24 protein-coding genes and 1 tRNA gene are annotated in these 26,176 nt (G+C 67.3%); 17 read left to right on the top strand and 8 right to left on the bottom strand.

Annotation, left to right across the window (positions count from 1 at the left end; all coding sequences use genetic code 11):
- Positions 1-190: 190 nt before the first annotated feature.
- Together phnA and phnY are read left to right on the top strand one after the other, a co-directional pair.
- Positions 191-1,429 carry a phosphonoacetate hydrolase gene (gene phnA, locus DIE03_RS29700; RefSeq protein WP_124455794.1) on the top strand — a complete coding sequence of 413 codons (1,239 nt, stop codon included), beginning with the start codon at positions 191-193 and terminating at the stop codon, positions 1,427-1,429.
- A 29-nt stretch (positions 1,430-1,458) separates the two neighbouring features.
- The gene (gene phnY, locus DIE03_RS29695) at positions 1,459-2,913 is read left to right on the top strand and encodes a phosphonoacetaldehyde dehydrogenase (protein ID WP_124455793.1); all 1,455 of its coding nucleotides are present in this window, start codon (positions 1,459-1,461) and stop codon (positions 2,911-2,913) included.
- A gap of 90 nt (positions 2,914-3,003) precedes the next feature.
- Here the strand turns inward: phnY and DIE03_RS29690 are convergent, their stop codons facing one another.
- Entirely contained in the window at positions 3,004-3,276 is a 273-nt protein-coding gene (locus DIE03_RS29690; RefSeq protein ID WP_124455792.1) for a hypothetical protein, read from the bottom strand.
- Between the two features lie 327 nt (positions 3,277-3,603).
- Between DIE03_RS29690 and DIE03_RS29685 the strand changes: the two genes are divergently transcribed.
- Genes DIE03_RS29685 through DIE03_RS29675 form a run of 3 tightly spaced genes read left to right on the top strand, consistent with a single transcriptional unit; the run spans position 3,604 to position 5,836 of the window.
- Entirely contained in the window at positions 3,604-4,386 is a 783-nt protein-coding gene (locus DIE03_RS29685) for an amino acid ABC transporter substrate-binding protein (protein ID WP_124455791.1), read from the top strand.
- Positions 4,387-4,400: 14 nt separating this feature from the next.
- On the top strand, positions 4,401-5,081 hold the full coding sequence (locus DIE03_RS29680) for an amino acid ABC transporter permease (protein WP_124455790.1): 681 nt from the start codon (positions 4,401-4,403) through the stop codon (positions 5,079-5,081).
- Positions 5,078-5,836, top strand: coding sequence for an amino acid ABC transporter ATP-binding protein (locus tag DIE03_RS29675; protein WP_124455789.1), 759 nt, complete (start codon positions 5,078-5,080; stop codon positions 5,834-5,836). The genes DIE03_RS29680 and DIE03_RS29675 overlap by 4 nt, the downstream gene beginning before the upstream one ends.
- Before the next feature lie 24 nt (positions 5,837-5,860).
- Here DIE03_RS29675 and DIE03_RS29670 read toward each other — a convergent pair whose 3' ends face one another.
- Positions 5,861-6,676 (bottom strand): alpha/beta fold hydrolase, encoded by an 816-nt coding sequence (locus tag DIE03_RS29670; protein WP_124455788.1) that lies wholly within the window; start codon positions 6,674-6,676, stop codon positions 5,861-5,863.
- A gap of 81 nt (positions 6,677-6,757) precedes the next feature.
- Here DIE03_RS29670 and DIE03_RS29665 point away from each other — a divergent pair, with 81 nt between their 5' ends.
- Entirely contained in the window at positions 6,758-7,372 is a 615-nt protein-coding gene (locus tag DIE03_RS29665) for a CGNR zinc finger domain-containing protein (RefSeq protein WP_124455787.1), read from the top strand.
- Between the two features lie 37 nt (positions 7,373-7,409).
- Here DIE03_RS29665 and DIE03_RS29660 read toward each other — a convergent pair whose 3' ends face one another.
- Together DIE03_RS29660 and DIE03_RS29655 are read right to left on the bottom strand one after the other, a co-directional pair.
- Positions 7,410-8,462 carry a DUF3592 domain-containing protein gene (locus DIE03_RS29660; protein ID WP_124455786.1) on the bottom strand — a complete coding sequence of 351 codons (1,053 nt, stop codon included), beginning with the start codon at positions 8,460-8,462 and terminating at the stop codon, positions 7,410-7,412.
- Positions 8,463-8,647: 185 nt separating this feature from the next.
- Positions 8,648-8,723: transfer RNA gene (locus DIE03_RS29655), tRNA-Lys, on the bottom strand.
- A gap of 190 nt (positions 8,724-8,913) precedes the next feature.
- Between DIE03_RS29655 and DIE03_RS29650 the strand changes: the two genes are divergently transcribed.
- Together DIE03_RS29650 and DIE03_RS29645 are read left to right on the top strand one after the other, a co-directional pair.
- On the top strand, positions 8,914-9,318 hold the full coding sequence (locus DIE03_RS29650; RefSeq protein WP_034201217.1) for a PaaI family thioesterase: 405 nt from the start codon (positions 8,914-8,916) through the stop codon (positions 9,316-9,318).
- An 8-nt stretch (positions 9,319-9,326) separates the two neighbouring features.
- A complete protein-coding gene (locus tag DIE03_RS29645) occupies positions 9,327-10,193 on the top strand; it encodes a patatin-like phospholipase family protein (protein WP_124455785.1) in 867 nt (288 codons plus the stop codon).
- A 53-nt stretch (positions 10,194-10,246) separates the two neighbouring features.
- Here the strand turns inward: DIE03_RS29645 and DIE03_RS29640 are convergent, their stop codons facing one another.
- On the bottom strand, positions 10,247-11,260 hold the full coding sequence (locus DIE03_RS29640) for a D-2-hydroxyacid dehydrogenase family protein (RefSeq protein WP_034179363.1): 1,014 nt from the start codon (positions 11,258-11,260) through the stop codon (positions 10,247-10,249).
- Between the two features lie 427 nt (positions 11,261-11,687).
- Between DIE03_RS29640 and DIE03_RS29635 the strand changes: the two genes are divergently transcribed.
- The gene (locus DIE03_RS29635) at positions 11,688-12,737 is read left to right on the top strand and encodes a LysR family transcriptional regulator (protein WP_124455784.1); all 1,050 of its coding nucleotides are present in this window, start codon (positions 11,688-11,690) and stop codon (positions 12,735-12,737) included.
- A gap of 128 nt (positions 12,738-12,865) precedes the next feature.
- Here the strand turns inward: DIE03_RS29635 and DIE03_RS29630 are convergent, their stop codons facing one another.
- The 3 genes from DIE03_RS29630 to dprA all read right to left on the bottom strand — a co-directional run bounded on the left by DIE03_RS29630 (position 12,866) and on the right by dprA (position 17,396).
- Positions 12,866-15,463: a DNA topoisomerase III gene (locus DIE03_RS29630; RefSeq protein ID WP_124455783.1), complete on the bottom strand. Its 2,598-nt coding sequence runs from the start codon at positions 15,461-15,463 to the stop codon at positions 12,866-12,868.
- Between the two features lie 193 nt (positions 15,464-15,656).
- Complete coding sequence (locus tag DIE03_RS29625) at positions 15,657-16,037, bottom strand: thioredoxin family protein (protein WP_124455782.1); 381 nt, start codon at positions 16,035-16,037, stop codon at positions 15,657-15,659.
- 36 nt (positions 16,038-16,073) lie between these two features.
- Positions 16,074-17,396: a DNA-processing protein DprA gene (dprA, locus tag DIE03_RS29620; RefSeq protein ID WP_260434974.1), complete on the bottom strand. Its 1,323-nt coding sequence runs from the start codon at positions 17,394-17,396 to the stop codon at positions 16,074-16,076.
- Between the two features lie 185 nt (positions 17,397-17,581).
- Here dprA and def point away from each other — a divergent pair, with 185 nt between their 5' ends.
- From def to esaR, 8 genes are all read left to right on the top strand, one after another.
- On the top strand, positions 17,582-18,085 hold the full coding sequence (def, locus tag DIE03_RS29615) for a peptide deformylase (protein WP_011353573.1): 504 nt from the start codon (positions 17,582-17,584) through the stop codon (positions 18,083-18,085).
- A gap of 34 nt (positions 18,086-18,119) precedes the next feature.
- On the top strand, positions 18,120-19,112 hold the full coding sequence (gene fmt, locus DIE03_RS29610) for a methionyl-tRNA formyltransferase (protein WP_124455780.1): 993 nt from the start codon (positions 18,120-18,122) through the stop codon (positions 19,110-19,112).
- 120 nt (positions 19,113-19,232) lie between these two features.
- Entirely contained in the window at positions 19,233-19,874 is a 642-nt protein-coding gene (locus DIE03_RS29605) for a LysE family translocator (protein WP_124455779.1), read from the top strand.
- A 100-nt stretch (positions 19,875-19,974) separates the two neighbouring features.
- Complete coding sequence (gene htpX / locus DIE03_RS29600) at positions 19,975-20,832, top strand: zinc metalloprotease HtpX (RefSeq protein ID WP_059232900.1); 858 nt, start codon at positions 19,975-19,977, stop codon at positions 20,830-20,832.
- 232 nt (positions 20,833-21,064) lie between these two features.
- Positions 21,065-22,456: a 16S rRNA (cytosine(967)-C(5))-methyltransferase RsmB gene (gene rsmB, locus DIE03_RS29595; RefSeq protein WP_124455778.1), complete on the top strand. Its 1,392-nt coding sequence runs from the start codon at positions 21,065-21,067 to the stop codon at positions 22,454-22,456.
- Complete coding sequence (locus tag DIE03_RS29590; RefSeq protein WP_124455777.1) at positions 22,453-23,043, top strand: DUF4390 domain-containing protein; 591 nt, start codon at positions 22,453-22,455, stop codon at positions 23,041-23,043. Before rsmB ends, DIE03_RS29590 begins: the two co-directional genes overlap by 4 nt.
- The gene (gene esaS, locus DIE03_RS29585; protein ID WP_124455776.1) at positions 23,033-25,447 is read left to right on the top strand and encodes a sensor histidine kinase EsaS; all 2,415 of its coding nucleotides are present in this window, start codon (positions 23,033-23,035) and stop codon (positions 25,445-25,447) included. Before DIE03_RS29590 ends, esaS begins: the two co-directional genes overlap by 11 nt.
- Positions 25,448-26,149 carry a response regulator transcription factor EsaR gene (gene esaR / locus DIE03_RS29580; protein WP_124455775.1) on the top strand — a complete coding sequence of 234 codons (702 nt, stop codon included), beginning with the start codon at positions 25,448-25,450 and terminating at the stop codon, positions 26,147-26,149.
- Positions 26,150-26,176: the final 27 nt, after the last annotated feature.

Here is a 26,176-nt window from a genome sequence, read left to right as displayed (position 1 = left end):
GGCGCCGCGGCACACGGCGGATGAGTGGAGACCAGCCCTCTTGCTGCTACGTTGTTTTGCTTTCTGTTCTCTGCATGTTGTTGACAATCTACAAATCATCAATTTTAATGTCAAGCATGGAAAACACCTCCCTTCGGCGCGGCGCGGGCGCCGACGGCTCACACCCTTCGACCTGAAAGGAATGAACGTCATGAGTGAAACGCCTGTATCCGTGGAAGTGAACGGCCGCCGCTACAACTGGATGAGCCGGCCCGTGGTGGTCGTCTGCGTCGATGGCTGCGCATACGAATATCTGGAAGAAGCCGCTCAGGCCGGCGTCGCGCCGTTTCTGCGCACGCTGCTGAAGCCGGGCACGGCGCTCAAGGGCGAGTGCGTGGTGCCGAGCTTCACGAACCCGAACAACCTGTCGATTGTGACCGGCGTGCCGCCGGCGATCCACGGGATAAGCGGCAACTACTTCTACGATCGCGACACCGGCGCCGAGGTGCTGATGAACGATCCGAAGTACCTGGTCGCGCCGACCGTGCTCGCGACCTTCGCCGATCAGGGCGCGCGCGTCGCGGTCGTCACCGCGAAGGACAAGCTGCGCCGCCTGCTCGGCAAGGGGCTGAAGGGCATCTGCTTCTCGTCGGAAAAGGCCGACGAGGCGAGCGTCGAGGAAAACGGCATCGACAACGTGCTCGAGCTGGTCGGCAAGCCGGTGCCGAGCGTGTACAGCGCGGACCTGTCGGAATTCGTGTTCGCGGCCGGCGTGCGCCTGCTCGAGACGCGCCCGATCGACCTGATGTACCTGTCGACCACCGACTACGTGCAGCACAAGTGCGCGCCCGGCACGGAAGGCGCAAACGCGTTCTACGCGATGATGGACACCTACCTGCGGCGTCTCGACGAACTCGGCGCGATCGTCGCGATCACGGCCGACCACGGGATGAACGCGAAGCACGACGGCGAGACCGGCGAGCCGAACGTGATCTACCTGCAGGAGCTGTTCGACGAGTGGCTCGGCCACGATGCGGCGCGCGTGATCCTGCCGATCACCGATCCGTACGTCGTGCACCACGGCGCGCTCGGCTCGTTCGCGACCGTCTACGTGCCGGCGACGGCCGATGCCGACGCGCTGCGCGCACGGCTTGCCGCGGTCGACGGCATCGAGGTCGTGCTGACGGGCGCCGAAGGTTGCGCGCGTTTCGAGCTGCCGCCCGCGCGGATGGGCGACCTGATCGTGATCTCGAAGCAGGACGTCGTGCTCGGCACGCGCCGCATCAAGCACGACCTGTCGGGCCTCGACGTGCCGCTGCGCTCGCACGGCGGCATCTCCGAGCAGATCGTGCCGCTGATCTTCAGCAAGCCGGTCGCGACCGACGTCACGGGCCGCGCGCGGCTGCGCAACTTCGACATCATCGACATCGCCCTCAACCACCTGCAGTGATACGCATGCATCCGTAAGGGGACACACTCATGAACGCCATTGCAGCATCGACGGACGTCCGAGGGATTCGACGCGAAGCACTGCGAATCAATGGAGAACGGATTCATCGGGACGCGGCCATCGACGTGCGCAATCCGTACGACGGCTCGCTGGTCGGCACCGTGCCGAAGGCGACGCTGGACGACGTGCGGCGCGCATTCGCGGTCGCGCGTGCATACCGGCCGACGCTCACGCGCCACGAGCGCGCGGCGATCCTGCGCCGCGCAGCCGAGATCGTGCGTGCGCGCACCGCGGAGATCGCGGCGCTGATCACGGCCGAGGCCGGGCTGTGCATCAAGGATTCGACGTACGAGGCGGGCCGCGTGGCCGACGTGCTGACGTTCGGCGCGGGCGAGGTGCTGAAGGACGACGGCCAGATCTTCTCGTGCGATCTGACGCCGCACGGCAAGAAGCGTCGCGTGTACACGCAGCGCGATCCGCTGCTCGGCGTGATTTCGGCGATCACGCCGTTCAACCATCCGATGAACCAGGTCGCGCACAAGATCGTGCCGTCGGTCGCGACCAACAACCGGATCGTCGTGAAGCCGTCGGAGAAGGTGCCGCTGTCGTGCTATCTCTTTGCGGACATCCTGTACGAAGCCGGCTTGCCGCCGCAGATGCTGCAGGTGATTACCGGCGACCCGAAGGAGATTGCCGACGAACTGATCACGAACCCGGCGATCGACCTGATCACGTTCACGGGCGGCGTGTCGATCGGCAAGTCGATCGCGTCGCGCATGGGCTACCGGCGCGCGGTGCTCGAGCTCGGCGGCAACGATCCGATCATCGTGATGGAGGATGCCGATCTCGACGAAGCGAGCACGCTCGCGGTGTCGGGGTCGTACAAGAACTCGGGGCAGCGCTGCACGGCGATCAAGCGGATGCTCGTGCATGAATCGGTGGCCGATCGCTTCACGGAACTCGTCGTCGAGAAGACGCGTGCGTGGTCGTACGGCAATCCGTCCGATCCGTCGGTCGACATGGGCACGGTGATCGACGAGGCGGCCGCGAAGTTCTGCGAGCAGCAGGTGAACGATGCGATTGCGCGCGGCGCGCGGCTGCTGGTCGGCAACGTGCGCAACGGCGCACTGTATTCGCCGACGGTGATCGATCGCGTGACGCCCGACATGCCGCTCGTGAAGTATGAAACCTTCGGCCCCGTGTCGCCGATCATGCGCTTTCGCGACATCGACGAAGCGATCCGGATGTCGAACAGCACCGACTATGCGCTGTCGTCGTCGGTATGCACGAACCGCTTCGACCACATCACGCGCTTCATCACCGAGCTGGAAGTCGGCAGCGTGAACGTGCGCGAGGTGCCGGGCTACCGGCTCGAACTGACGCCGTTCGGCGGCGTGAAGGATTCGGGGCTCGGGTACAAGGAAGGCGTGCAGGAGGCGATGAAGAGCTTCACGAATACGAAGACGTATTCGCTGCCGTGGTAAGCGGCGTGTGATGCGCGCGCGCCGGCTCGAAGGCCGGCGCGCGGAATTTCCCCGGGGCGGGATGCGGCCGTGATGGCCGGCAGGCGACGGTCAATCGTCGTCGTCGCGGTGATGTCGCCAGCCGCGATGCCAGCCGTTGTCGTGCCGGTAGCGCCGGTAGCGATATTCGCCGTAGTACGGGCCGTAATAGGCCGGTGCCGGCTCGTACACGACGGGCGGCGGCGTGTAGTAGACAGGCGGTGGCGCCTCGATCACCGGCCCCGGCACGCCGAAGTACACGCCGACATCGGCGTGCGCGAATGCGCTTGCCGACAGGCAGGCGGCCGCGAGGCCGACGGCACTGGAGAACAGGATGCGTTTCATTTGCCGTTCACTCCGTTCGCGGGGGCGAGGCCCGCGAGCAACAGTTTTACCTGCCTTCATGGTACGTAGCGCATGCGGAACGGGTGATACCGCGGTGTCGCTTCTGTAACCACCGGTAACGAATCGTCGGACGATTGCCGCGCTGCATCGCGACGGATCTCATCGGCGGGATGACGGTGGCTGGCCGGCGCGTTATTCGTAGCGCTCATATCGTTAGCCGATTTGCGTTTTTGCCGCGCCCCAACGCGTCGGTAGAATTCGCGGACCTCTCGAACGGCGCATGCATGCCGGCGGGATGATTCTCTCCAATCATTCGGGGTCCGCACCATGAAATTCCTCCGTTCCATCCTGATCGTCGCACTGCTGCAGGCCACGGCGGCCACCAGTGCGCTGGCTGCCGACGACCTGTCGCAGATCAAATCGGCCGGCGTGTTCCGGGTCGGCACCGAAGGCACCTACGCGCCGTTCACGTACCACGACGAAACGGGCAAGCTGACGGGTTTCGACGTCGATATCGCCACGGCGATCGCGCAGCGCCTCGGCGTGAAGCCGCAGTTCGTCGAAGGCAAGTGGGACGGCCTGATCGCGGGCCTCGACGTGAACCGCTACGATGCGGTCGTCAATGAAGTGTCGATCACCGACGCGCGCAAGGCGAAATACGATTTCTCGTCACCGTACATCACGTCGCACGCGGTGCTGATCGTGCGCGCGGACAACACGACGATCCGCTCGTTCGACGACCTGAAGGGCAAGAAGTCCGCGAACACGCTGACGAGCAACTTCGGCAAGCTCGCGGCCGCGCACGGCGCCGACGTGGTGCCCGTACAGGGCTTCAACGAATCGATCGACCTGCTGACGTCCGGCCGCGTCGATGCGACGATCAACGATTCGCTGTCGTACCTCGATTTCCGCAAGCACAAGCCCGACGCGAAACTGAAGATCGCGGCGACCGACACGAGCGGCGCGGGCGACGCGTCCGGCGTGCTGCTGCGCAAGGGCAGCCCCGCGCTGGTGGCTGCGATCGACAAGGCGCTCGCGGACATCAAGGCGGACGGTACCTACGCGAAGATCTCGCAGAAGTACTTCGGCCGCGACGTGTCGCAGCCGTGACGCGAGGCTGAACGATGCCGGCCTGGCTGCACCTGACGGCGGAATCGCTGCGACCCCTGCTTTACGCAGGGCTCGTGTTCACGGTTCCGCTCACGCTCGCGTCGTTCGCGATCGGCCTGCTGCTCGCATTCGGCGCGGCGCTCACGCGGCTGTTCGGGCCGCGCTGGGCGCAGGCCGCCGTGCGCTTCTATATCTGGCTGTTCCGCGGCTCGCCGTTGCTCGTGCAGCTGTTCGTGATCTTCTACGGATTGCCGAACGTCGGCATCGTGCTCGATCCGCTGGCGGCCGCCGTGATCGGCTTCTCGCTGAACGTCGGTGCGTACAACGCCGAGGTGATCCGCGGCGTGATCGAGTCGATCCCGAAGGGGCAGTGGGAAGCCGCGTACTCGATGGCGATGACGCGCGCGCAGGCGCTGCGCCGCGCGATCCTGCCGCAGGCCGCGCGCGTCGCATTGCCCGCGCTGTCTAATTCATTCATTTCGCTTGTGAAGGACACGTCGCTCGCGGCCGTGCTGACCGTGCCCGAGATCTTCCAGGCCGCGCAACGCATCGCGGCCGTGACCTACGAACCGCTGATCCTCTATACCGAAGCCGCGCTGATCTATCTGCTGTTCAGCTCGGTGCTGTCGTCGCTGCAACGCCGACTGGAGCTTCGCTTCGGCCGCCACGCGCTGTTTCAGGCGGAGTTGCGATGATCCGACTCGAACGCATCGACAAGTCGTTCGGCTCGCATCGCGTGCTGAGCGGGATCGACCTCGCGTTGCAGCCGGGTAGCGTGACCGCATTGATCGGCCCGTCCGGCAGCGGCAAGAGCACGCTGCTGCGCTGCGTGAACCTGCTCGAAGTGCCGGAGGCCGGTACGCTCGCGGTCGGCGATGCGCGCATCGAATTCGCGCCGGGGCGCCGGCCGTCGCGCGACGCGGTGTTCGCGGTGCGCAAGCAGACCGGCATGGTGTTCCAGAACTTCCAGTTGTTTCCGCACCTGAGTGTCGTGCAGAACGTGATGGAAGGGCTCGTGACCGTGCAGCGCTGGCCGCGCGAACGGGCGCGTGAGCGGGCGCTCGCGCTGCTCGACAAGGTCGGTATCGCGGACAAGGCCGATGCATGGCCGGCCACGCTGTCGGGCGGGCAGCAGCAGCGCGTCGCGATCGCACGGGCGCTCGCGCCGTCTCCGCAGGTGCTGTTGTGCGACGAGCCGACGTCGGCGCTCGATCCGGAGCTGTCCGTCGAAGTGGTCGAGGTGCTGCGCCAGCTCGCGCGCGAAGGCACGACGATGCTGATGGCCACGCACGACTTGCGCCTGGCCGCGTCGATCGCGCACGACGCGGTATTCCTCGCCGACGGCCGCATCGTCGAAGCCGGCGCATCGCGCGACCTGTTCGGCCGGCCGCGCGACCCGCGCACCGCGAAGTTCGTCGCGACGCTCGCGCAGGGCGTGCCGGCGTTTTGATGCGGCACGCGATGCCGATGGCGTTCAGCCCGGCGCGTGCCCATCCAGTACCGCGGCGACGATCGCCTCCGGTGCATCCTCCTGGACCAGGTGCCCGGCGCGCGGCACCCTGATCAGCGTGCCGTTCGCGATGCGATCGGCAAGCGCCTGCCCCTGCTCGAGCGGAATCCACGCGTCGTCCTCGCCCCACACGATGCGCACGGGGAAGTCCGGTGGCGCGTAGCGCGCCTCGGCTTCCTCGATGTAGCGCTGGCGCATCTGCGCGATCTGGCGATAGAACGCGGCCTGGCCGGCCGGCGTGAGCCACGGCGCGCGGTAGATCGACAGCGCTTCGTCGCCCAGCGGCCGCGCCACTGCATTGCCGAGATAGGCCGTCAGGAGAGCGTGATGCGCATACGCGGGCAAGCCGGTGAATGCGGCTTCGTGCTGCGCGACATGCCGCACGAACGGCGAGCCTTGCGGTGCGATCGCAACCGGGTTCACGAGCGTGAGATCCGCGTACGCGATGCCGTCGAGAAAGTGCGCGCGCAACACGGTGGCGCCGCCGTAGTCGTGCGCGAGCACGCGTGGCTGCGAAATTCCCCACTCGTTCAGCATTGCGCCGAACAACGCGTTCTGTCGGCCGAGCGACACGTCGGCGTCCGGCATGTCGGACTGGCCGTAGCCGAGCAGGTCGTAGAAATACACGCGATGCCGCCGCGCGAGCCACGGCGCGATCCGGCGCCATACCTGCGACGAAAACGGCGTGCCGTGCACGAGCACGAGCGGCGGGCCTTCGCCGAGCGCGCCCCATGCAATCCGGTGGCCTTCGAAATTGAAGCGATTCGCGAGTTCGAGCATCGGCTTCTCCGTGCTAACCTGTTTTGGTTGTTAACAGGTTACGCCGGATTCTCCGGATGTGAAACCGATAGGTGAAATTAAATGGTTACTCGATCCGAGCCTGCGCGACACGCGCACGCATGGGGTGCGGCCGATTTCGTCGGCGGCCATCCGGCGCTCGATTTTCTCAATACGGTGGCCGACACGGGCAAGACGCGCTGCGAGGACAAGCTCGTCGACTGGCCGGCCGTGCGCGCGTGGGCGGAGCAATCGGGATTGCTGGCGCCGGTCGATCTGGCGCGGCTGCTGCGTCATCCGCGGCAGGACGGGCCTGACGAGCTGGCTGCGCTGCGTCACTTTCGCGACGATGCATATGTCGCGGTTGCGCACCTGACGGCGGCAGGCGGTGGCAGCGACGGCCCGCGCGCGGCGGATCGGCTCGCGGTGGCGATCCGCGAAGCGATCGGGCGCAGTGCGTTCAACGCGGTCGACGGCCGTTTCGCATGGCGGCCCGACGCGCGCGCCGCGTCGCGCTGGATCGATGCGGCCGCGCTCGGCTTCGAGCAGTTGCTGCGCAGCGACGATTTCGCGCGCGTGCGGCAGTGCGGCCGGTGTACGTGGTTCTTCGTCGACCGTGGCCGCGGCGTCGGGCGCCGCTGGTGCGACATGCGCACGTGCGGGAATCGCGCGAAGGTGGAGGCGTTTCGGGAGCGGTGAAGCGGCGCGGCGTGACGACTGCCGCGCCGCACGCGCATCATTGGGCGGCTTCGTGCGGCCGGTGATCGGGCCACAGCGTCGCGGCGATGAACAACCCGGCCGCGACGAACGGCGCGCCGATCGCGAACAGGATCGCCGTGAGGCCCCAGCGATCCCAGAAGCGGTCGACGATTGCGCGCTCGGGGGTGACGGGGTCGTACAGCACGTTGACCGCGTCGCCTTCGTGCAGGCCCGGATGCGACGACGCCGAGCCCTGCGCGAACGTGATCAGCCGCCCGCTGTCGGTCGTGAACGCGACGATCGCCGAATACAGCGACGTGCGCGACCGCGACGATGTTCCGTTCGTCGCGATCTCGACGACATGGCCGGTCGAGCGCGCATAGTGATGGACGATCTGCCACTGGCGCAGGCCGGCCGCGCCGGCGCCGGCGAGAAAGCTCGTGCCGATCGCGATCGGAATCACCACGATCGCGATATCCCAGCGGCGCCGCGTCTCCCTGCGTGCGGCGCGGGTCGGCGGTGCGGGATCGGATTGCCGGCGGCGACGCTCGCCGGCGATCAGCAGGCCGCCGATCGCGAACGATACGACGGCGAGCAGCGCCGGCACGACCACCGGAAACCAGTGTTGCGCGAAATCGTCGATCAGCGCGGGGCGGTCGGGATGGTCGGGGTCGAGCAGCACGTCGACGTTCTCGCCGATGTCGTACGCGGGGACGGTCGACGCGGTATTGCCGGCAACTTCGCGGCGCCGGCCGTCGTTCGAGAGGTACGCGACGATCGGCCGGTACGCGCGCATCGCGTCGCTGTCCTGCACGATGCGCACGACCGTGCCCGGCGCGCGGACCAGGCGGCCGGTCGCGCCGCCGGCCGTGACGGCGAGCACGCCGGCCAGCACGAGCAGCACGATGCCGAGCAGCATCGCGACGAGCGGGCCCTTACCGGGCATGACCCGATCCGGTTCGTGCGCCGCGCGGCGGATTCGGGTGTGATCGGGTGAACGGCTCGTCCCGACGGACAGGCCGATATCGGCGCAACCATGCCCTCTGAATGGTCGCGTCTCGTTCACATGCTTCCATGTCTGACGTCCCATGTTCTCTCAGTGCCGGCGGGCAAACGACGGTGCCTGTGCCGGTCGTGTGATATTTGTCGGACGATTCTAGCGGAAACGGTGCGCAAGATGCGTGCGGTCGCATGCTGCGAATGGCACGCGCCGTGAATACGGCGGCGAAAAAGGAAAAGGCCGGTCAGCTTGCGCTGACCGGCCTTTGAAATTCCTGGTGGGGCGTGAGTGACTCGAACACTCGACCTACGGATTAAGAGTCCGCTGCTCTACCAACTGAGCTAACGCCCCCAACAGAAGAAAGATTATGCACGAGCCTTTTGGGCTTGGCAAGACCTTTCTGCAAATTTCCTGAAAATATTTCGTCACGCCGATGGCGGCAGCCGGCGCGGCAACGAGCGGTCGCAGTTTGCGCGCTCCCGGTATGATGACGCCACACGTGTTGCGCGGCGGTCGCGCAACACTTTCTGGACATTCGAAGATGGACGAAAACGCAGTCCGCGAATTGCTGGATCGCCTGCTGGCCCCGTGGGTCCGCTCGCTCGGTCTGGTCCCCGTGTCGATCGGCGACGACAGCGTCACGCTGCGCCTGCCGTTTTCCGGCGAATTCCGCCATTCGGGCGGCATCATCTGCGGCCAGGTGTTCACGGCGGCCGCCGATACCGCGATGGTGGTCGCGATCTCGTCCGCGCTCGGCGAGTTCCGGCCGATGACGACGGTATCGCTGAACACCAACTTCATGCGTCCCGTGCGCAAGGGCGACGTGCTCGTCACCGCGCGCGTGCTGCGGATGGGCCGCAACCTCGTGTTCGGCGAAGTCGAGCTGTTCGACGAGGACGGCAAGATGGCCGTCCACGCGACGTCGACCTACGCGCTCGTCAGCTGAGCGGCGCGATGTTCGACCAGATCGTCTTCGCGGGCGGCGGCAATCGCTGCTGGTGGCAGGCCGGCTTCTGGGATGTCGCGCGGCCGGCGCTCGACCTGCGTCCGCGCGTGATTACCGGCATCTCGGCCGGCGCGGCGACCGCGTGCATGTTGTATACGCGTGACGCCGCATGGGTGATGCGCTATTACGAGGAGGCGCTGCGCCACAACCGGAAGAACGCGTACTGGGGCAACCTGTTCGGGCGCGAGCCCGTGTTTCCGCATTACCGGATCTACCGCCAGGCGTTGCTCGACATCTACGGCGAGCCGTTCGCGAAGCTGGCCGACGCGCCGGAGATCCGCATCGGCGTGTCGCACGTGCCGCGGTGGCTCGGCGCGCGCAGCGCGGTCGCCGCCGGGCTCGTCGCGTACAACATCGAGAAATACGTGCGCAAGACGCTGCACCCGACGCTCGGGCGCACGCTCGGCTTTCGGCCCGAGTTCGCGCGTGCGCAGTCCTGCACGCAAGTCGACGAGCTCGCCGACCTGATCCTGCAGTCGTCGTGCACGCCACCGTTTACGCCGGTGTTGCGCCGCGGCGGCCGGCCCGTGCTCGATGGCGGAATGGTCGACAACGTGCCGGTCGACGCGCTCGATCCGTCGCCGGGCGACGTGCTGGTGCTCGTCACGCGGCTGTATCCGCGCCCGCAGATGTTCACGGTCGCGCATGGCGACCAGCGGCGGCTGTACGTACAGCCGTCGAGCAAGGTGCCGATTTCGAGCTGGGATTACACGAGCCCGCAGCAGATGCGGCATGCGTACGACCTCGGGCGGCACGACGGCGAGCATTTCCTCACGCGCGTCGGCGCAATGACGGGCGGCCGCGTGGCCGCCTGACGGTCGGGAACGGAGGGGGAGCGGGGGCCGCGCGACGCGCGCAGCCCGTGCGTTCAGCGCTTGCGGATCGGCGTCAGCGCTTCGGGGTTGGCGACGCTCGACATGTCGCCGTCGTCGAACGCGAGAATGTTGCGGAATGCTGCACTGAAATACAGCTCGTAGCTTTCGCGTTCGACGTAGCCGATGTGCGGCGTGCAGATCACGTTTTCCATCCGCAGCAGGCTGTAGCCCTGCAGGATCGGCTCGCTTTCGAACACGTCGATCGCGACCATGCCCGGCCGGTTGTGCGACAGCGCGTTGACGAGCGCGTTTTCCTCGAGCAGTTCGGCGCGGCTCGTGTTGACGAGCAGCGACGTCGGCTTCATCCGCATCAGGTCTTCCTGCTTCACGATCCCGCGCGTGTCGTCGTGCATGCGCAGGTGCAGCGACAGCACGTCGCTCTGCTCGAACAGCGCCTCGCGGCTCTCGGCCGCCGTGTAGCCGTCGGCGCGCGCGGCTTCGAGCGAATGCTCGCGGCCCCAGATCAGCACGTTCATCCCGAAGGCCTTGCCGTAGCCGGCGACGAGCCGGCCGATCTTGCCGTAGCCCCAGATGCCGAGCGTCTGGCCGCGCAGCACCTGGCCGAGGCCGAAGTTCGGTGGCAGCGCCGACGTCTTCAGGCCCGACTGCTGCCAGGCACCCTGCTTCAGGTTCGCGACGTACTGCGGGATACGGCGCTGGGCGGCCATCACGAGCGCCCACGTCAGTTCGGCGGGCGCGACCGGCGAGCCGGTGCCTTCGAGCACCGCGATGCCGCGGTCGGTACAGGCTTCGAGGTCGATGTGGCTCGACACGCGGCCGGTCTGGCTGATCATGCGCAGGTTCGGCAGCTTGGCGAGCAGTTGCGACGAAATCGGGGTCCGTTCACGAATCAGCACGAGCGCCTCGACTTCCGCCAGGCGGCTGGCGAGCTGTCCCAGGCCGCGCACCGTGTTGTTGAAGACCTTCACGTCGTGGCCGGCAAGCATCTCGAAGCAGTTCAGCTTGCGGACGGCGTCCTGGTAGTCGTCGAGGATGGCAATTTTCATGGTGAACGGGTGTCGCGCGTTGAAAGCGGCAGTGGCGGCGGGCGCACGTCGCGCACCCGTTCCGCCCGGCCGGGGCCGACATGATGCTACGTCGGCCGCCTTCTTGGTGCCTTTTTAACAGGTTGTTACGCTCCGCCGCAATTGGCGGGAGCCTGACCCGGCGCCGCTCGCGTGCGGGGCGCAAAGGTGCGCTGTTGTGTCGCATCAAACACGTCTTTCCTGATTCGGCTACTTACTCGACGAGGTTCACCCAATTGTTGCTCCAATCAGAATAATTGGATCATCTATCCGCGAAGGGCGAGGATTTTTGACTATTTTTATCGTCAACAGCCCCCTTGTTGAGCAACTCTGCATCATTTCCGCTGTCGTAGGAGAATTACGCATTTGCTTCATCTTTTTGAAGTTGTACTAGCGGCAGGAGTCGTTTATGGATCACTTGCAGTCGATGCGCGTTTTCGTGAAGGTTGCAGATCTCGGCAGTTTCGCGCGGGCCGCGAGCGCAATGGATATCTCCAACGCGGTCGCGACGCGCCACGTCGCCGACCTGGAAGGCCGGCTCGGCACGCGCTTGCTGAATCGCACCACGCGCAGCCTCTCCCTGACGGAGTCGGGTCAGGTCTATCTGGAGCGTGCCCGCCAGATCCTCGATGAGCTCGAGGACGTCGAGCAGATGGTCGTCGCACGCAATCACGAACCCGTCGGCACGCTGCGCATCGTCGCGCCGGTCGTGTTCGGGCTGCACAACCTTGCCCCCGTGCTGCAGTCGTACACGGAGAATTTCCCGAAAGTGGTGCCGGATCTCACGCTGGTCGACCGGCAGGTCGATCTCGTCGAGGAAGGTTTCGACGTCGGTATCGTCGTCACGCGCCAGATGCGCAGCGCGAGCATCGTCACGCGGCGCCTGACCACCGGTTGCATGACCGTGTGCGCGACGCCGAGCTATCTGGAGAAGCACGGCGTGCCGACCCACCCGGAGCAGCTTGCCGAGCACCCGAGCCTGAGCCTGCCGGCCGAATACTGGGGCGACGAGCGCGTGTTCACGGGGCCGGACGGCGAAGTGCGCGTGCGCCCGACCAATGTGATCGTCGCGAACAACACCGCGATGCTGCGCCAGTTCGCGTTGCTCGGGATGGGTGTCGCGATCCTGCCGAGCTACCTGATCGGCAGCGACATCGCGCGCGGCGCGCTCGTGCGTCTGCTGCCGGATTTCCGGCTGCCGCAGGTCGAGATCAACATCGCGTACCCGAGCCGGCGCCATCTGCCGGCGAAGGTGCGGACGTTCATCGACCACCTCGTCGAGCATTTCAGCCACTCGACCGACGCGATGATCGGCGAGCAGTGGGCCGCGCAGAGTTCGGCGCTCGCGCCGATCGGCGTCGAGACGCGTGCGGAGCAGCCGGAAGCGGCCGACCCGAACCTGTCGCCGCGCCTGCCGCGTTCGCCGCGCACGCGCGTCGCGGTGCCGTCGCCGCTGTAACGGCGCGACGGCCGGGCGGCGGTTGCCGCCGGCACAAAGAAAAAACGCGGATCGAGCGATCGATCCGCGTTTTTTTATGGCTCCGGGAGGGAGCCTGACGCGCCGGGGCAGGGCCGGCGGCCGGGCCGTCACGAACCCGTCTTGCGCGCAGTCGTCTTGCGGGCGGCCGTTTTACGGGCCGGTGCCGGTTTCTCTTCGGCGCCTTCCGTCACGGTTTCGGCATCCTTCGTCGCCGATTTTGCCGTCTTCTTCGCGGCAGCGGCCTTCGGTTCCTTCTTCTCGAACTCGAAGCCGATCTTGCCGTCCGGCTGCTTCACGAGGAACGCCTTGAAGTTGCGGCCGGTACGCGACGACTTGAAGTTCGGCAGCAGATCCGTGCGGCCGTCGGCCAGCAGCTTGCCCATCTGCTCGCGCGTGATTTCCTGCTGCAGGATCACCTTGCCCGATCGGAAGTCGCAGGTCTTCGGGTTCGCCACCGAGTGCTCGCACACGTAGCTCATCCCGTGCTCGAACACGCGGCCCTTGCACTTCGGGCACGCGCCGACCGGCTCCTGCGCGGAGAAGTCGGGCGCTTCGCCTTCCTCGCCGCCCTGGTCCTGGCCGAAATCGAACTCGAGCTTGTAGTTCTTCGTCTCGTCGTCGAAGGACAGCTTGAGGATCGCCGAGAACGGGCGGCCCATCTTGCTGCGGAACCCGGACAGCGGCCCGATTTCCTTCTTCTGCAGCAACTCCTCGACTTCCGGGATCTCGAACTGCCGGCTGCCCGGGATCTTCGAGATCGAGAACTCGCACTTCGTGCACGCGAAGCGGCGGTAGTTTTCCTTCACCTGGCCGCCGCAGTTCGGGCACGGCGTCTCGAGCGTCGCGTAATCGCCGGGGATCGTGTCGGAATCGTATTCCTTCGCGCGCTTGACGATCTGCTGCGTCATGCGGGCGATTTCCTGCATGAACGCATCGCGCCCGAGATTGCCGCGCTCCATCTGCGACAGCTTGTATTCCCATTCGCCGGTCAGCTCGGGCGCGGTCAGTTCCTTCACGCCGAGCCCGCGCAGCAGCGTCATCAGCTGGAATGCCTTCGCGGTCGGGATCAGTTCGCGGCCTTCGCGCAGCAGGTATTTCTCGCCGAGCAGGCCTTCGATGATCGCCGCGCGCGTCGCCGGCGTGCCGAGACCCTTCGCGGCCATCGCCTCGCGCAGTTCGTCGTCCTCGACGAGCTTGCCCGCACCTTCCATCGCGGACAGCAGCGTCGCTTCCGAGTAGCGTGCGGGCGGCTTCGTCACGAGCGCGACGGCGGCGATTTCGTCCGTCTTCACCTTCTCGTCCTTTTGCACCGGCACGAGGTTCGCGTCCGCGCCTTCGGCGTCGCGGCCGTACACCTGCAGCCAGCCCGGCTCGACGAGCACCTTGCCTTCGGTCTTGAAGTGATGGCCGGCGACTTCGGTGATCCGCGTCGTGACGCGGAATTCGGCCGCCGGGAAGAACACGGCGAGGAAGCGCTTCACGACCATGTCGTACAGCTTCTGCTCCGGCTCGGACAGCGACTTCGGCGCCTGCAGCGTCGGGATGATTGCAAAGTGGTCGCTGATCTTCGAGTTGTCGAAGATCCGCTTGTTCGGCTTCACCCAGCCCTTGTCGAGCACCTGCTTCGCATGCGGCAGGTAGTTGTTGCTCTCCTTGAGCATCTCGAGCGTGGACTCGACCGTCGACAGGTAGTCTTCCGGCAGCGCGCGCGCGTCGGTACGCGGGTAGGTCAGCACCTTGTGCTTTTCATACAGCGCCTGTGCGAGGCCGAGCGTGTTCTTCGCGGAGAAGCCGAAACGGCTGTTCGCCTCGCGCTGCAGGCTCGTCAGGTCGAACAGCAGCGGCGACAGTTGCGTCGACGGCTTCGATTCCTCGGACACCGTGCCGACCTGGTCGCGGCATGCGGCGACGATCGTTTCGGCGGCCGGCAGGCTCCACAGGCGGGAGTCGCGCTTTTCCGGATCGAATTCGTCGCGCTTGAATTTCGGGTCGTACCACTTGCCTTCGTAGAAGCCGCCCGCACACGCGAATTCGGCCTTCACTTCCCAGTAGTCGCGCGGGATGAAGCGGCGGATTTTCTCTTCACGTTCGACGACGATCGACAGCGTTGGCGTCTGAACGCGGCCGACGGTCGTCAGGAAGAAGCCGCCGCCCTTGCTGTTGAACGCGGTCATCGCGCGGGTGCCGTTGATCCCGACGAGCCAGTCGGCTTCCGAGCGGCAGCGTGCGGCGTCGGCGAGCGGCTGCATGTCGGTGTCGCTGCGCAGGTTCGCGAAACCGTCGCGGATCGCCTGCGGCGTCATCGACTGCAGCCACAGGCGCTGGACCGGCTGCTTCGCCTTCGCGTGCTGCGCGATCAGGCGGAAAATCAGCTCGCCCTCGCGTCCCGCGTCACATGCGTTGATCAGGCGGTCGACGTCCTTGCGCTTCATCAGCTTCGTGAGCACCTTGAGGCGCGACTCGCTTTTTGCGATCGGGTTCAGGTCGAAATGCGGGGGGATGACGGGCAGATGCGCGAAGCTCCATTTCCCGCGCTTGACCTCGTACTCTTCCGGGGCGGCGATTTCCAGCAGGTGGCCGACAGCGGACGAAAGGACGAAATCGTCGCTCTCGTAATACTCGTCATGCTTGGTAAAGCCGCCCAAAGCGCGTGCGATGTCGTTCGCGACAGAAGGCTTTTCCGCAATGATCAGTGCTTTGGACATGACAGGTGTGTGTTGGTAGACCGGGTTCGCCGGTTGTGGGTCCCTTTTACGACCGCTTTATAGCACACGCCGCAGCGACGGCGGCTCAGCGTGTAAAAAGCGGCTCATCATAGAGGGGGGCTGCAACGGCGGCAAGCGCCCGCCGCGGCGGGGCGCGCAAACGCGCGCCAAATCGCCGCGCCGGCCCGCGCATTCAGGCTTCGACGATCAGGACGTTGCGCAATTTCGGTGCGTGCGGCGCGCCGGGTACCGCGCTCAGGTCGGACAGCATCCGCTCGACGATCGCCGCGTGCGGCAGCACCGTGCCGAAGAAGCGTGCGGTGTTGGCGTCCTCGATCAGGATCGTCGGGAAGTTCTCGACGTCGAGATCGTCGAGTTGGTCGGCATGCGTTTCGATGTCGATCCAGGCGAAACAGGCGTCCGGGTGCGCGTCGGCGAGCTGGTCGAAGGCCGTCCGGTAGTCGCGGCACGTGCCGCACCACTCGGCGCACAGGCAGGCGACGAGCAACGTGCCGGGATCGGCGAGGCGCTCGGCGATCCGATCCGCATCGGTGTCGAGATTCAGCGCGGGCATGGAATTCCTTGGATATCGTCGGCGGCGCGGCCGCCCCTATGCCGGGGAATGTAGCACGCCGCGTGCGGCCGGGGTGGGCGCGGCGTCAAGCCGCGCGAAGCGCCCGCCGGGTAGGCTGGCGACACGGCCGGCCAGCTCCAGCGCCAGCAGCGCGCCGTGCAGCACGTCGTCGGACAGGCCGCTGTGCTCGGCGAGCCATTCGTAGGTCACGGGGCCGTATCCCAAGGCGGCCAGTACCGCATGCTCGGACGCGGTGCCTGGCGGTGGCGGGGCGTCGATTCGGGACGGTGCGGCGGTGGCCGCCATGGCGAGGCCCGCCTGGTCGGCGCCGGCCGCTGCCATCGCGAGGATGCCGTCGGCGTTCGTGCCGGGATGATGCCCGGCGCGAGCCGTGCGGCCGGTTGCACGCGCGGCCGGTTCGGCCAGCCCGTACTCCTCGAGCACATCGAGCGGCGCCGCCGTGAGCTTCGCGCCGTCGCGGATCAGCGCGTGGCAGCCCTGCGCGAGCGGCGCGTGGATCGAGCCCGGCACCGCGAACACATCGCGCCCCAGTTCGTTCGCGAGCCGTGCGGTGATCAGCGAGCCGGAGCGCGGCGCGGCCTCGACGACGAGCGTGCCGATCGCCAGTGCGGCGATCAGCCGGTTGCGCTGCGGGAAATGCGCGGCACGGGCCGGCGTGCCGAGCGGCCATTCCGACACGATCGCCCCGTGCGCGGCGATTTCGTGCGCGAGCGCGCGATGCCGCGCCGGATAGACGAGATCGGCGCCCGTCGCGATGACGGCGACCGTGCCCGAGCAGCCGTCGAGCCCGCCGCGATGCGCGGCACCGTCGATTCCGAGCGCGAGGCCGGAGACGATCGAGAGCCCCGCGTCGGACAACGCACGCGCGAAGCCCGTTGCGTCGGCGAGCCCCTGCGGTGTCGCATGCCGGCTGCCGACCACGGCGAGGCCGCGGGCATGCAGCAGGTCGAGCCGGCCCTTTACATATAGCAGGGGCGGCGGATCGTGCAGGTCGCGCAACCGCGACGGGTAGGCCGGATCGTTGAGCGTGACCAGTGCATTGCCCGGCGCGTCGAGCCACGCGAGCGCGGCCTCGGTGCGCGCGTCGAGATCGCCGCGCTCGCTCGCGCGCACGGCTTGTGCGGCGGCGGGGCTGCTCACCGCGGCGATGGCCGGGTCGGATGCGCGCAACAGCGCGGCCGGTGAGCCGAATGCATCGAGCAGGATCTGCAGCACGGCGGGCGCGAGGCCGGGCGCATGCGCGAGCTGCAGCCACGCGCGCAGCGCGGATGGCGTCAGCGCTTGCGGCGACATGAGACAGCCCTCGAATGCGGCGGCCAGCGGACCGCGTGGCGCCATGATAAAATTTTCATCATCCGAAATACTCGACAGGGCCGCGCGCACGAGTGCCCGGCCAATTGCAGGAGGCGCGATTCGCGGCGTTGATTCGCCACGCATCCGCCTCATCTTCATTGCATCCCGGCGGCGGCACCAGCCGGCCGGATGGCCGATGCGGCACGCCGCTCCACCGAATACCGAACACCATGGCTTTGCTCAATATTCTTCATTACCCCGACAAGCGGCTGCACAAGGTCGCCAAGCCCGTCGACAAGGTCGACGACCGGATCCGCAAGCTCGTCGCCGACATGGCCGAGACCATGTACGCGGCACCCGGCATCGGCCTGGCGGCCACGCAGGTCGACGTGCACGAGCGCGTGATCGTGATCGACGTCTCCGAGGAGAAGAACGAGCTGCGCGCGTTCATCAACCCCGAGATCGTGTGGTCGAGCGACGAGAAGCAGATCTACGAAGAGGGCTGCCTGTCGGTGCCCGGCATCTATGACGAAGTCGAGCGGCCCGACCATGTGCGCGTGCGCGCGCTCAACGAACAGGGCGAGACCTTCGAGCTCGACTGCGAAGGCCTGCTCGCCGTGTGCGTCCAGCACGAGATGGATCACCTGATGGGGCGCGTGTTCGTCGAATACCTGTCACCGCTCAAGCAGACGCGCATCAAGACGAAGATGAAGAAACTCGAACGCGCGATGTAACGCGCGTTCACGCTGCCCGACCCCGAACGCTGTCATGACCCATACGTTGCGCGTGATTTTTGCCGGCACGCCGGAATTCGCCGCGGCTGCCCTTGCCGCGATCCACGAGGCCGGTTTCCCGGTGCCGCTCGTGCTCACCCAGCCCGATCGCCCTGCGGGGCGCGGGATGAAGCTGCAGGCGAGCGCCGTGAAGCGCTACGCCGTCGAGCACGGGATGCCCGTCGCGCAGCCGCCGTCGCTGCGCCGCGCGGGCAAGTACCCGGCCGAGGCGGCCGACGCGATCGAGCTGCTGCGCACGACGCCGCACGACGTGATGGTGGTGGCCGCCTACGGCCTGTTGCTGCCGCAGGAAGTGCTCGACATCCCGCGCGCCGGCTGCATCAACATCCATGCATCGCTGCTGCCGCGCTGGCGCGGCGCGGCGCCGATCCATCGCGCGATCGAAGCCGGCGACGCCGAGACGGGCGTCACGCTGATGCAGATGGACGTCGGCCTCGACACCGGCGCGATGATCGAGGAGGCGCGCATCGCGATTGCGCCCGACGACACGACCGCGACGCTGCACGACCGTCTGGCCGCCGACGGCGCGCGGCTGATCGTCGATGCGCTCGTGCGGCTCGAGCGCGACGGCACGCTGCCGGCGACGCCGCAGCCGGCCGACGGCGTGACCTACGCGGAAAAGATCGGCAAGCACGAAGCGGCGCTCGACTGGCGCAAGCCTGCCGACGTGCTCGCGCGCCAGGTGCGTGCGTTCGATCCGTTCCCGGGCGGTGTCGCGACGCTCGACGGCGCGGCGATCAAGCTGTGGGCGGCCGAGCCCGTGGCGGCGCGCGGCACGATTGCCAACGAGGCGCCCGGCACGATCGTCGAAGCCGCGCCGGAAGGCGTGGTCGTCGCATGCGGCAGCGGCGCGCTGCGCGTCACGCAGTTGCAGAAGCCGGGCGGCAAGCGGCTGCCCGCGCGCGAATTCCTGGCCGGCTCGCCGCTCGCCGCAGGCCAGCATTTCGCGCTGCCCGACGTTGCCTGACACGGGCTGATCGCCATTCGACACGGTCGGCCGACGCTGCGCAATCGGCCGGACGGCCGAGTCGCACGCCGCGGCAGGCGCGCGTAGAATTTCCCTGCGCTCCCCGGTTTCGAGGTCTTCATGTTCGGCATCACCCATTTCGGCTTCTTCGTGTTCGCGGTATTCCTGCTGAACGTCACGCCCGGCCCCGACACGGCCTACATCGTCGGCCGCAGCGTCGCGCAGGGCCGCGGCGCGGGGCTGATGTCGGCATTCGGCATCTCGGCCGGCTGCTGCGTTCACGCGCTCGCCTGTGCATTCGGCCTGACCGCGCTGCTCGCGGCGTCGGCCACCGCGTTCACGGTGATCAAGCTGGTCGGCGCGGCCTACCTGATCTACCTCGGCGTACGGATGATCGTCGCGAAGCAAGCCGCCGCGCCGTCGGGCGCCGATGCCGCGCAGGCCACGGCCGCCAAGCCGCTGCGCCAGCTGTTCATGCAGGGTTTCTGGACCAACGTGCTGAATCCGAAGGTCGTGCTGTTCTTCGTGTCGTTCTTCCCGCAGTTCGTGTCGGCCGACAGCCCGCACAAGGCATGGGCGTTCCTGACCCTCGGCGCGGTGTTCGTCGCGATGAGCACGGTCTGGACCAGCCTCGTCGCGTGGGTCGCGGGCAGTGTCACGCAGCACTTTTCCGGCAAGCCGGGCGTCAGGAAGTGGCTCGACCGCACGGTTGGCAGCGCGTTCGTCGGCCTCGGGCTGCGTCTTGCAACATCGCAACGTTGAGATTGAATTTTTCCGGCAAGACCTTATCTAACAAATCGCTTACAATTTTCCGCCGCGCCCGGTGATGCGCGGCGGGTCCCCTGACGGATAAGGAGTGGGTATGTTCAATTGGGTCAAAACGGCGATGCTGATGGCCGCGATCACGGCCCTGTTCATCGTGATCGGCGGAATGATCGGCGGTTCGCGGGGCATGACGATCGCGCTGCTGTTCGCGCTCGGCATGAATTTCTTTTCCTACTGGTTCTCGGACAAAATGGTGCTGCGCATGTACAACGCGCAGGAAGTCGACGAGAACACGGCGCCGCAGTTCTACCGGATGGTGCGCGAGCTGGCCACGCGCGCGAACCTGCCGATGCCGCGCGTCTACCTGATCAACGAGGACGCGCCGAACGCGTTCGCGACGGGCCGCAACCCCGAGCACGCGGCGGTCGCCGCGACGACCGGCATCCTGCGCGTGCTGTCGGAGCGCGAGATGCGCGGCGTGATGGCGCACGAGCTCGCGCACGTGAAGCACCGCGACATCCTGATCTCGACGATCACCGCCACGATGGCAGGCGCGATCTCGGCGATCGCGAACTTCGCGATGTTCTTCGGCGGGCGCGACGAGAACGGCCGGCCGGCCAACCCGATCGCGGGTATCGCGGTCGCGCTGCTCGCCCCGATCGCAGGCGCCTTGATCCAGATGGCGATTTCGCGGGCACGCGAGTTCGAGGCCGATCGCGGCGGCGCGCAGATTTCCGGCGATCCGCAGTCGCTCGCCACCGCGCTCGACAAGATCCATCGCTATGCGGCGGGTATCCCGTTCCAGGCGGCCGAGGCCCATCCGGCCACCGCGCAGATGATGATCATGAACCCGCTGCATGGCGGCGGCCTGCAGAACCTGTTCTCGACGCACCCGGCCACCGAGGAGCGCATCGCGCGCCTGATGGAGATGGCGCGTACCGGCCGCTTCGACTGAACCCCGGCATCCCGCGCGGCCGTTGCCGCACGGGGGCCGTCACGCCACCCCGCACGCTTCGCGCTGCGGGGTGTTTCATTTGTGCGCGCCGTAAAGGGGCCAAAGGGGCCGCGTGGTCGCAGGCTACAATGCGCGGTTTGGGATCGCGAGGCCTTGCGGCGCCGCGATCCTGCCGTTTGCCGTATTTGATTGCTGCGCCTGCTTGCCGCGCCTGATTGCCGATTCCGTACCGATGACACGAACCCGTTCTTCCGCTCCGTCTTCTTCCGGCCGCCCGGCGCGTCTGGCCGCGCTGCATCTGGCGCCCGATTCGCTCGGCTTCGCGCTCGACGCGGCCGCGCAGGCGGTCGACGCGGTACGGCGCGGCACGGCGCTGCCGGCAGCGTTGTCGGCGGTATTCGCACAGATGCCGTCCGGTGCGCAGGCGCTCGCGCGCGGCGCGACGCAGGACGTCGCGTACCGGACGATGCGTCGCCTCGGCAGCGCGGACTGGCTGGTCGGCAAACTCGTCAGCAAGGCACCGCCCGCGCACGTGCACGCCGTGCTCGCCGGCGCACTCGCGCTGCTGCTCGACCCGGCCGACGCCGCCGCGTATCCGGCGTTCACGGTGGTCGATCAGGCCGTCACCGTGATCGGCGCGCGGCGCGAGTGCGCGTTCGCGAAGGGCATGGTCAACGCGGTGCTGCGCCGTTTCCTGCGTGAGCGCGACGCGCTCGTCGCGGCGATGCAGGCCGACCCGGTCGCGCGCTGGAATTACCGCGCATGGTGGGTCGATGCGGTGAAGCGCGCATGGCCCGATGCATGGCAGGCGATCCTCGCGGCCGGCGAACGCCAGGGCCCGTTGACGCTGCGCGTGAATGCGCGCCGCGCGAGCGTCGACGCGTATCTCGACACACTGCGGGCGAGCGGGATCGACGCGACCGCGATCGGCCGGCACGCGGTGCGGCTCGCGTCGGCGCTGCCGGTCGAGCGCATTCCGGGCTTCGCCGACGGCGTGGTGTCGGTGCAGGACGCCGGCGCGCAGCTCGCGGCCGAATGGCTCGACGCGCGCGGCGGCATGCGCGTGCTCGATGCATGCGCGGCACCCGGCGGCAAGACCGGCCACATTCTCGAGCTGGCTGACGCGGAAGTCGTTGCGCTCGAAAGCGATGCAACGCGCGCGGCGCGCATCGGCGAGAACCTCGTGCGCCTGTCGCTCGAAGCGGACGTGCGCGTCGGCGATGCAGGTGCGCCCGACGCGTGGTACGACGGGCGCCCGTTTGACCGTATCCTCGCCGACGTTCCGTGCTCGGCGTCCGGCATCGTGCGGCGGCACCCCGACATTCGCTGGCTGCGCCGCGAGGCCGACATTCCGGCGCTCGTCGCGGAACAGCGCCGCATCCTGTCGGCGCTGTGGCCGCTCGTGAAGCCGGGCGGCGAGCTGCTTTACGTGACCTGCTCGATCTTCCCCGAGGAAGGTGAATTGCAGGCGCGCTGGTTTGAAGCGGCCTGTGAAGATGCGGTACGATTGGACGCCCCCGGCCAGCTGCTGCCGGGCAGCGTGCAGGGACGGGCGGCCGCCGCCGCACTCGACCAGAACACCGATCACGACGGATTTTTCTACGCGCGGTTCCAGAAACGGTGACGATCAAACACCTTTTTCCATTTCGGCTCGCGGCCGTCCTGCTGGTCGCATTGATGCTGTGCCTGGCCGTCGTCCGGCCGGCGCATGCCGAATCGATCGCCGTGCAGCGCGCGTCGCTCCAGTCCGACGGAAGCGGCTGGAGCCTCGACGCGCGTTTCGACTTCGAGCTGAACCCGAACCTCGAGGATGCCGTCAACAAGGGTATCCCGCTTTACTTCACGACCGACTTCGAACTGAGCCGCGCGCGCTGGTACTGGTTCGACGAGCAGCCGGTGGCGGTCACGCAGACGATCCGCCTGTCGTTCCAGCCGCTCACGCGCGAGTACCGCGTGTCGACCGGCGGCCTGCAGCTCGGCTTCCCGTCGCTGAAGGACGCGCTCGCGGTGGTCCGGCACATCACGTCGTGGCACGTGATCGACCGCAACCAGGTGCGCGCGGGCGAAACCTACACGGCGTCGGTGCGGATGCAGCTCGACACGGCGCTGATGCCGAAGCCGTTCCAGGTCGATGCCGTGAACAACCGCGACTGGACGCTCGGGTCGGACTGGAAGCGCTTCAACTTCACGGTGACCGAACGTGCTAAATAAAGTGCGCCGCGCGGCCAGCGGGAAGAGCCTCCTCGTCCGCGTGATCGTCTCGACCGTCGCGCTGACCGCGCTGCTGCTGCTCGTGCTGCTCGCGGCCGCGAGCGCGAACACCGAATTCTTCGATCGCTACTACTCGTGGCTGTACGCGACGAACATCGTCGTCGCGCTCGTGTTCCTGCTCGTGGTGCTCGGGCTGATCGGGATGATCGTCGTGCGCCTGAGGAAGGGCAAGTTCGGCACGCGGCTGCTCGCGAAGCTCGCGGTGTTCTTCGCGCTCGTCGGCGTGGTGCCGGGCGGGATCATCTACATCGTGTCGTACCAGTTCGTGTCGCGCAGTATCGAGTCGTGGTTCGACGTGAACGTCGAGACCGCGCTGACGGCCGGCCTGAACCTCGGTCGCGGCATGCTCGATGCGTCGCTGTCCGACCTGCAGACGAAGGCGCGGCTGATGTCCGACCAGCTCGCGAGCGTCGATGCGAACACGAACGGCACGACGCTCACGCTGCTGCGGCTGCGCGATCAGTTCGGCGTGCAGGACGCGACGATCGTCGAGCCGGGCCGCGGCGGCTCGGGTGCGGCGCCCGAGCTGCACATCGTCGCGCAGGCGTCGGGCAATTTCGCGGCGCTGATTCCGGACGACCTGCCGACGCCGCTGATGCTGAATCAGGCGCGCGAACACGGCGCGTACGCGGCGATCGAGGGCGAGGTCGACGGCGACCCGCGCGCGCATGGCGCGAAGGGTGCGCTGCGGCTGCGCGTCGTGCGGCCGATTCCCGATGCGACGACGTCGCTGCTGCAGCCGGCGGAGCGCTTCCTGCAGCTCACGCAGCCGGTGCCGCCGACGCTCGCGCACAACGCGGACGCCGTGCAGCGCGCGTATCGCGAGTACCAGGAAAAGTCGCTCGGCCGCACGGGGCTGCGCAAGATGTACATCGGCACGCTGACGCTCGCGCTGTTCCTCGCGACCTTCATCGCGATGATGCTCGCGCTCGCGCTCGGCCAGCAGCTCGCGCGGCCGCTGTTCCTGCTCGCGCAGGGCACGAAGGAGATCACGGAAGGCGACTACACGCCGAAGCGCGAGATCAAGACGCGCGACGAGCTCGGCTTCCTCACGCAGTCGTTCAACGCGATGACGCGCCAGTTGTCCGAGGCGCGGCTGGCGGTCGAGAAGAACCGCATCGCGCTCGAGCATTCGAAGACGTATCTCGAAAGCATCCTCGCGAACCTGACGGCCGGCGTGTTCGTGCTCGACCGCCAGTTCAGGCTGACGACAGCCAATCGCGGCGCCGAGCGGATCTTCCGGCAGCCGTTCAATTCGCTGATCGGCACGACGCTCGACCGGATCGGCGTGGCGGCGGGATTCGGCGCGATGGTGCGCAAGGCGTTCGCCGATCGCGAGGCGGCGTCCGACGGCGGCAGCGGCGATCGCGGCCACTGGCAGCAGCAGTTCGCGATCGAGGTGCCGGGCGAAACCGATCCGCTGACGCTGCTCGTGCGCGGCACGCGCCTCGTGTCGACGGTCGAGGGGCAGGCCGACGATCCGCAGACGTCCGGTTACGTCGTCGTGTTCGACGACATCTCCGACGTGATTTCCGCGCAGCGGTCGGTCGCGTGGGGCGAAGTCGCACGCCGGCTCGCGCACGAGATCAAGAATCCGCTGACGCCGATCCAGCTGTCGGCCGAGCGGCTGCAGATGAAGCTGTCCGACAAGCTCGCGCCGCCCGACGCGGACGTGCTCAAGCGCGGCGCGACGATGATCGTGAACCAGGTGGCCGCGATGAAGCGGATGGTCGACGATTTCCGCGAATACGCGCGCACGCCGCCGGCGGTGCTCGCGAACCTGCAGTTGAACGAACTGGCGAGCGAGGTGCTCGGGCTGTATGGTGTCGGCGAAGGCAAGAGCCCGATCGTCGCCGAGCTCGCGCCGTCGCTGCCCGTGATTCGCGGTGATGCGACGCAATTGCGCCAGGTGATTCACAACCTGCTGCAGAATGCGCAGGATTCGGTCGCGGAGTCTGCGCATCCGCGTGTGTTGATCGAAACCAAGACAGTAGAATATGGCGATCCCGACGCCGAGGGCAAAACGCGCGTCGCGGTACGTCTTACCGTGTCCGACAACGGGCCCGGTTTTCCGGCACGCATCCTGACCCGCGCGTTCGAGCCTTACGTGACGACGAAGGCGAAGGGCACGGGGCTCGGGTTGGCCACGGTCAAGAAAATCGTCGACGAGCATGGTGCGCGGATCGATTTGCGCAATCGCATGCACGGCGAGACCGTCGAGGGTGCGCAGGTGTCGATCCTGTTCCTGCAGATGGCGAGCGATGCGCCAGACGCCGCATCGGGCGCGCAGGACGGGGCGGCACCCGCCAAGACAAAAGCAAGTGAGCAGACAAAGGCAGCGTAAATGGCAACCATCCTGGTGGTAGATGATGAAATGGGCATCCGGGAATTGCTCTCGGAGATCCTCAGCGATGAAGGACATGTCGTCGAGGCAGCGGAGAACGCGCAGGCCGCGCGGGAATACCGGCTGAATCAGGCGCCCGATCTCGTGCTGCTCGATATCTGGATGCCCGATACCGACGGCGTGACCCTGCTCAAGGAGTGGGCGGCGCAGGGGCTGCTGACGATGCCCGTGATCATGATGTCCGGGCACGCGACGATCGATACGGCCGTCGAGGCAACCAAGATCGGCGCGCTCGATTTCCTCGAGAAGCCGATCGCACTGCAGAAGCTGCTGAAGTCCGTCGAGCACGGTCTCGCACGCGGTGCGGCGCCCGTGTCCGCGAATGCGGCGGCGAAGGCCGGCGCCGGGCAGGCGGCGGGGCCGGCGGCGGTGGCGTCCGCGGCAGCGCTGCCGACGCTCGGCGACGACATGGCGGCGGCACTCGGCCTCGCGGGGCAGACGGCCGCGATCCCGTTCGACATCCCGTTGCGCGAAGCACGCGATGCGTTCGAGCGCGCGTACTTCGAATATCACCTCGCGCGCGAAAACGGCAGCATGACGCGCGTCGCGGAGAAGACGGGCCTCGAGCGCACGCACCTGTATCGCAAGCTCAAGCAGCTCGGCGTCGAGCTCGGCAAGAAGCCGTCCGAAGGCGCGCTTTAAAATATTTTGCGAAAGCACTTGCTCAGG

Origin of the sequence: Burkholderia sp. Bp8992 (genome assembly GCF_003853705.1) — a bacterium.
Classification (GTDB): domain Bacteria; phylum Pseudomonadota; class Gammaproteobacteria; order Burkholderiales; family Burkholderiaceae; genus Burkholderia.
This window is presented reverse-complemented; position numbering and strand designations above follow the sequence as displayed.